This is a genomic window from Methylomonas rivi, from assembly GCF_024505165.1.
Classification (GTDB): Bacteria; Pseudomonadota; Gammaproteobacteria; order Methylococcales; family Methylomonadaceae; genus Methylomonas; species Methylomonas rivi.
Window position 1 is genome coordinate 1 of the sequence record NZ_JANIBK010000235.1, and the last position, 3,757, is coordinate 3,757.

Below are 3,757 nucleotides of genomic sequence, written 5' to 3' on the forward strand. Positions count from 1 at the left end.
AGAGCTAGGGGGTCAAACCGGCACGGCGGGCCTGTCGTTTTGTGCTTGGGAACCCCAATTCTCGGCGATAGGCATCATTATTCTTGGGTTCGCCTCTCTTTATGGCGGATTCATCATTCTAGGCGTAAAGGAGTAATACATGGGCGCATTAATCTCAGCGCTGGCAACCTTCCTAAGCGGTGCCAGCGTCGCTAAATTCATCGCCACCAAGGCCGTTCTGGCGTTTCTGTTCGTCGTTATTCTGCCAATCATTCTTTGGAATGTATCGATGGAAATAGCCCAAGCGGTTTTCGATTGGGTCTTTGCTGCATTACCGTTACCGCCTGCCATTCAATCTTTCACGGGAATGGCGGGTTGGTTCTTGGTAACCATGCAGATCCCTCAGGCGATTAGTGTGGTGGTCTCGTCTCTGGCTGGACGGTTCGTCATTTCATCAGCTCTTAGACTATTATGATTAGGTTTCCTATTGGCAAGCCCAGGAGTGGCAAAACGTATTACACCGTAAAAATGCTGCTTGACTATTGCAAATATGATCCGATATCTGAAACTTATCAGCTTAATGATGGGGTTTTTCTTGTTTCGAATATCGCCGGTTTAAAGCTAAATCACATTAATTTCGATAGATGTATTCAGGATCTCGGTGAACGTGAAAGCGATTTAAAGCGATATCCATCTGAAAGCGATTCCGATTTTAAGATAAGAAACGGTCTTTATCAGTTCTTTAATGTGCCCTTTTGGGAAAAGGAAATTGCTCCGAAGTACAAATATGTTTTTGTGCTTATTGACGAGTGTCAGCGTTATTTCCCAACGTCTGCCAGGGATATCCCGAACTCTGTTTGGTTCTGGTTTGAGTATCACGGACATTTTGGCGCTGAAGTTTTTATGATGACTCAGCATCCGGACGCGATACACCGTCGTGTTTTAAAGCTCGCTGAGAATTACATCGAAGCCGCTCCGGAAACCATGCGGCGCATGTCAAACGAATTGCGCTATTCGTTGCGTGATACAACAACAAACGAAGTAGTTAGCCAATCAACTCTTAGAGCTGACCCCAGGATTTACAAGGCGTATAAATCAGCAACCCATGCCGAGGGCATAAAGAAAAAACCGAGCCATCTAACACGCTTCTATATCCTGGCCGGTGTTGGCTTCGCTAGCGTCTTGATAGGCGGGGTTCTGTTTTTTAATTACATGATGAATGCCTTTACCAAGGACAAACCGGAGCAAGCGGGCATAGAACAACCCGTCGCGACCGCTAAGCCCTGGAACAACACGCAGCCGGCCAGCGAGAAAACACAGTCGTCAACCGCCTTTAATCTCTCAAAATCCGGGCAAGGGGCAGGGGGTATGCCTGACTTTGAGCCAACAATACCCGGTGTCCCGGAATCAGCCCCGGCATATCAGGGTCTGCTTAAAGTACAATCGGTACCCATCTTGGCCGGCTGCATCAAATCGGAAAATGCCTGCAAATGCTACACGCAGCAAGCCACGCCATATCCTGTAACCTGGGAACAATGTCTAGAACATGTGGCCAATCTCAAATTTAACCCGTATGTAGCACCCAGAATGGGCGTACCGCCGGCATTGCAAGACGAATCAAGGCAAACCGTTACGAAACTCCGGAACCAATCGTAACGCTAAGCTACATTTTTTTCCTTCTTTCGCCGGCGCCGGCTGAAATTTCTCGCCTTATTGTATCCAATCGGATACAATAAGCCTATGTTTAACATAGTCCAACAAACTCAAACATTTTCTAGGTGGCTGGCCGGTCTTCGAGATTTACGGGCGAAAATCGCCATATCCAGGCGAATAGATCGGGTACAGCATGGACTTATGGGCGATGTGAAACCAGTAGGCGAGGGCGTCTTTGAAATGCGCATCGATCATGGGCCAGGCTATCGGGTTTACTTCATGACCCAGCAAGGTCAAATATTGATTTTGCTCGCCGGCGGCGACAAATCTACCCAACAAGCCGACATTCAACGCGCAATCAAACTATCCAAAGAGGTATGACCATGATCGAACCATTAACAGTTTTCAGCCTCGCTGACATGCTCGATACAGATGCAGCGATTAGCGAATATTTGACCCAAGTGATTGAAGAAGGCGACAGTGATGAACTGATAAGGGCCTTGGGTTACATTGCCAAAGCCAAAGGCATGGCCACCTTGGCCAATGAAAGCGGACTTGGCCGCGAAAGCCTTTACAAAGCCCTTAAGCCTGGCGCAAAGCCGCGTTTTGATACCGTGTTTAAAGTCATCAAGGCGTTAGGTATTCACCTGCAAGCAACGCCGGCCGCGTAGGACGCCGAAGGCGGCCACGCGGTTAATGATGCTGGCCGCTTTTCACGCGCCCGGCCAGTGAGCGCAGCGAACCAGCCGGGTGCAGGCTCGCCACTTGTGGCGGCTTGCTGATCCACTCACTAAAAAACCGGTTTTGACGTTCAAAGGCTTTGATCGGTGCTAGGGGCTTTTGGTTGACCTTGGCAAGACGCCGGCGGGCAGGGCAGGACCCACACAGGCGCCCCCATAGGCTTTGATCGCAGTGGTTGTCTATCGGCGCCGTAACAGAGCGCCAGCGGCGCGAGACGGCTGTTATTCGCAGTCACTTAAAACACCGCCGCGCTAGCGGCTCATTATTGCCTTTCATCAAACAAAATCACGCGCAGCGTACTTTATTGGTTGGCGATATCTAAACAATCAATTTCTTTTCCGCTGGCCAACGGCCATGCGCTCTTCGCGACACCTTTCCCGCTTGGCCGATAGGCCAACACCGAACGCCATTTAGGCGCGGAAGTGTTTCCCGCTCGACAGATAACAACCGGACTCTGACGCGCCCGTCGCTAGGTAGGCTTTTTTCGTTCTTCAATACCTTCTTTCAGGGTGGCCGGAGGCATCAAAAAAAGGCTGTTTTGATTGTTGGGGCAGGGGCTTTCCGGCGATAGCCGGAAAGTGTGGGAAGTTCTAGTAACACTCACACTTTGGTATGATAACCCGTACTTTTTTGCATCTAATCATACTTTTAAAAATTGCCTCTAGCCCTTGCGGCTCTAGGGCTGGCGCGGTTTTTTTCTCATTTTTACGCCATACAAAAATCGCAAAAAATATGTTAGACTCTGCCGACAAAAAAAGTTTGTTTAAAATCAATAACATTTTGCGCACTTTGGTATGGTCTACGCTAAAACTCAGTGGCCTGTTTTTGTCGATTTTGAAGTAAAAAAGGGCGGCTTCCGGGCCCACCCCGGTAAGCCAAAGGCCGATTGGCTAAAAATCGACCAAACGACCTAAACCCGGTGCCGACTATAGCGCCGCTTGACGGTATAAACAACCTTATCCACAAAACTTGTGGATAATCCATTCCAGGATTTCAGCCGCGAATTTTCGATTCTGAGCCGTTCCAGCTCTTCGGCATGGTCGTGCCAAGCCTTGAGCATGGCCGGCGTCCAGCGGCGATTTTTAAAGCGCAGAACGCCGCGCGAAAACAAAAACCCGTCCCAGCCGTCATGATTGACGTGTTTCGAGTCCCACAAAAGCAAAAGGCGCTCCGCAATGGGCGCGCCTTCGTCGTCGAATCGTTGAATATCCTCAACCGTGCAACCGATTACCTCGGCTGCACGGGCTTCGTTTAAACCGCAACGGTTCCAGCGGGTATGATAGAAAGAGCTTTTCTTACGTGCCATAGTATTGACTCCAAAAAAAGGGAAATGGCACTAACGCAAAATCCGCGCCGCCGGCGTCTTATGACTTCGCATAATGTA

Annotated in this window: 5 protein-coding genes; 4 read left to right on the forward strand and 1 reads right to left on the reverse strand. The window is 49.5% G+C overall.

Annotation, left to right across the window (positions count from 1 at the left end; genetic code table 11):
* Window positions 1-139 precede the first annotated feature (139 nt).
* The 4 genes from NP596_RS20380 to NP596_RS20395 all read left to right on the forward strand — a co-directional run bounded on the left by NP596_RS20380 (window position 140) and on the right by NP596_RS20395 (window position 2,303).
* Entirely contained in the window at window positions 140-454 is a 315-nt protein-coding gene (locus NP596_RS20380; RefSeq protein WP_256617224.1) for a hypothetical protein, read from the forward strand.
* Window positions 455-507: 53 nt separating this feature from the next.
* Window positions 508-1,635 (forward strand): zonular occludens toxin domain-containing protein, encoded by a 1,128-nt coding sequence (locus NP596_RS20385; RefSeq protein ID WP_256617225.1) that lies wholly within the window; start codon window positions 508-510, stop codon window positions 1,633-1,635.
* An 84-nt stretch (window positions 1,636-1,719) separates the two neighbouring features.
* Complete coding sequence (locus tag NP596_RS20390) at window positions 1,720-2,013, forward strand: type II toxin-antitoxin system RelE/ParE family toxin (RefSeq protein WP_256617228.1); 294 nt, start codon at window positions 1,720-1,722, stop codon at window positions 2,011-2,013.
* 2 nt (window positions 2,014-2,015) lie between these two features.
* Window positions 2,016-2,303 (forward strand): addiction module antidote protein, encoded by a 288-nt coding sequence (locus NP596_RS20395; RefSeq protein ID WP_256617226.1) that lies wholly within the window; start codon window positions 2,016-2,018, stop codon window positions 2,301-2,303.
* A 980-nt stretch (window positions 2,304-3,283) separates the two neighbouring features.
* Here NP596_RS20395 and NP596_RS20400 read toward each other — a convergent pair.
* Window positions 3,284-3,679 carry a hypothetical protein gene (locus NP596_RS20400; protein WP_256617227.1) on the reverse strand — a complete coding sequence of 132 codons (396 nt, stop codon included), beginning with the start codon at window positions 3,677-3,679 and terminating at the stop codon, window positions 3,284-3,286.
* Window positions 3,680-3,757 lie beyond the last annotated feature (78 nt).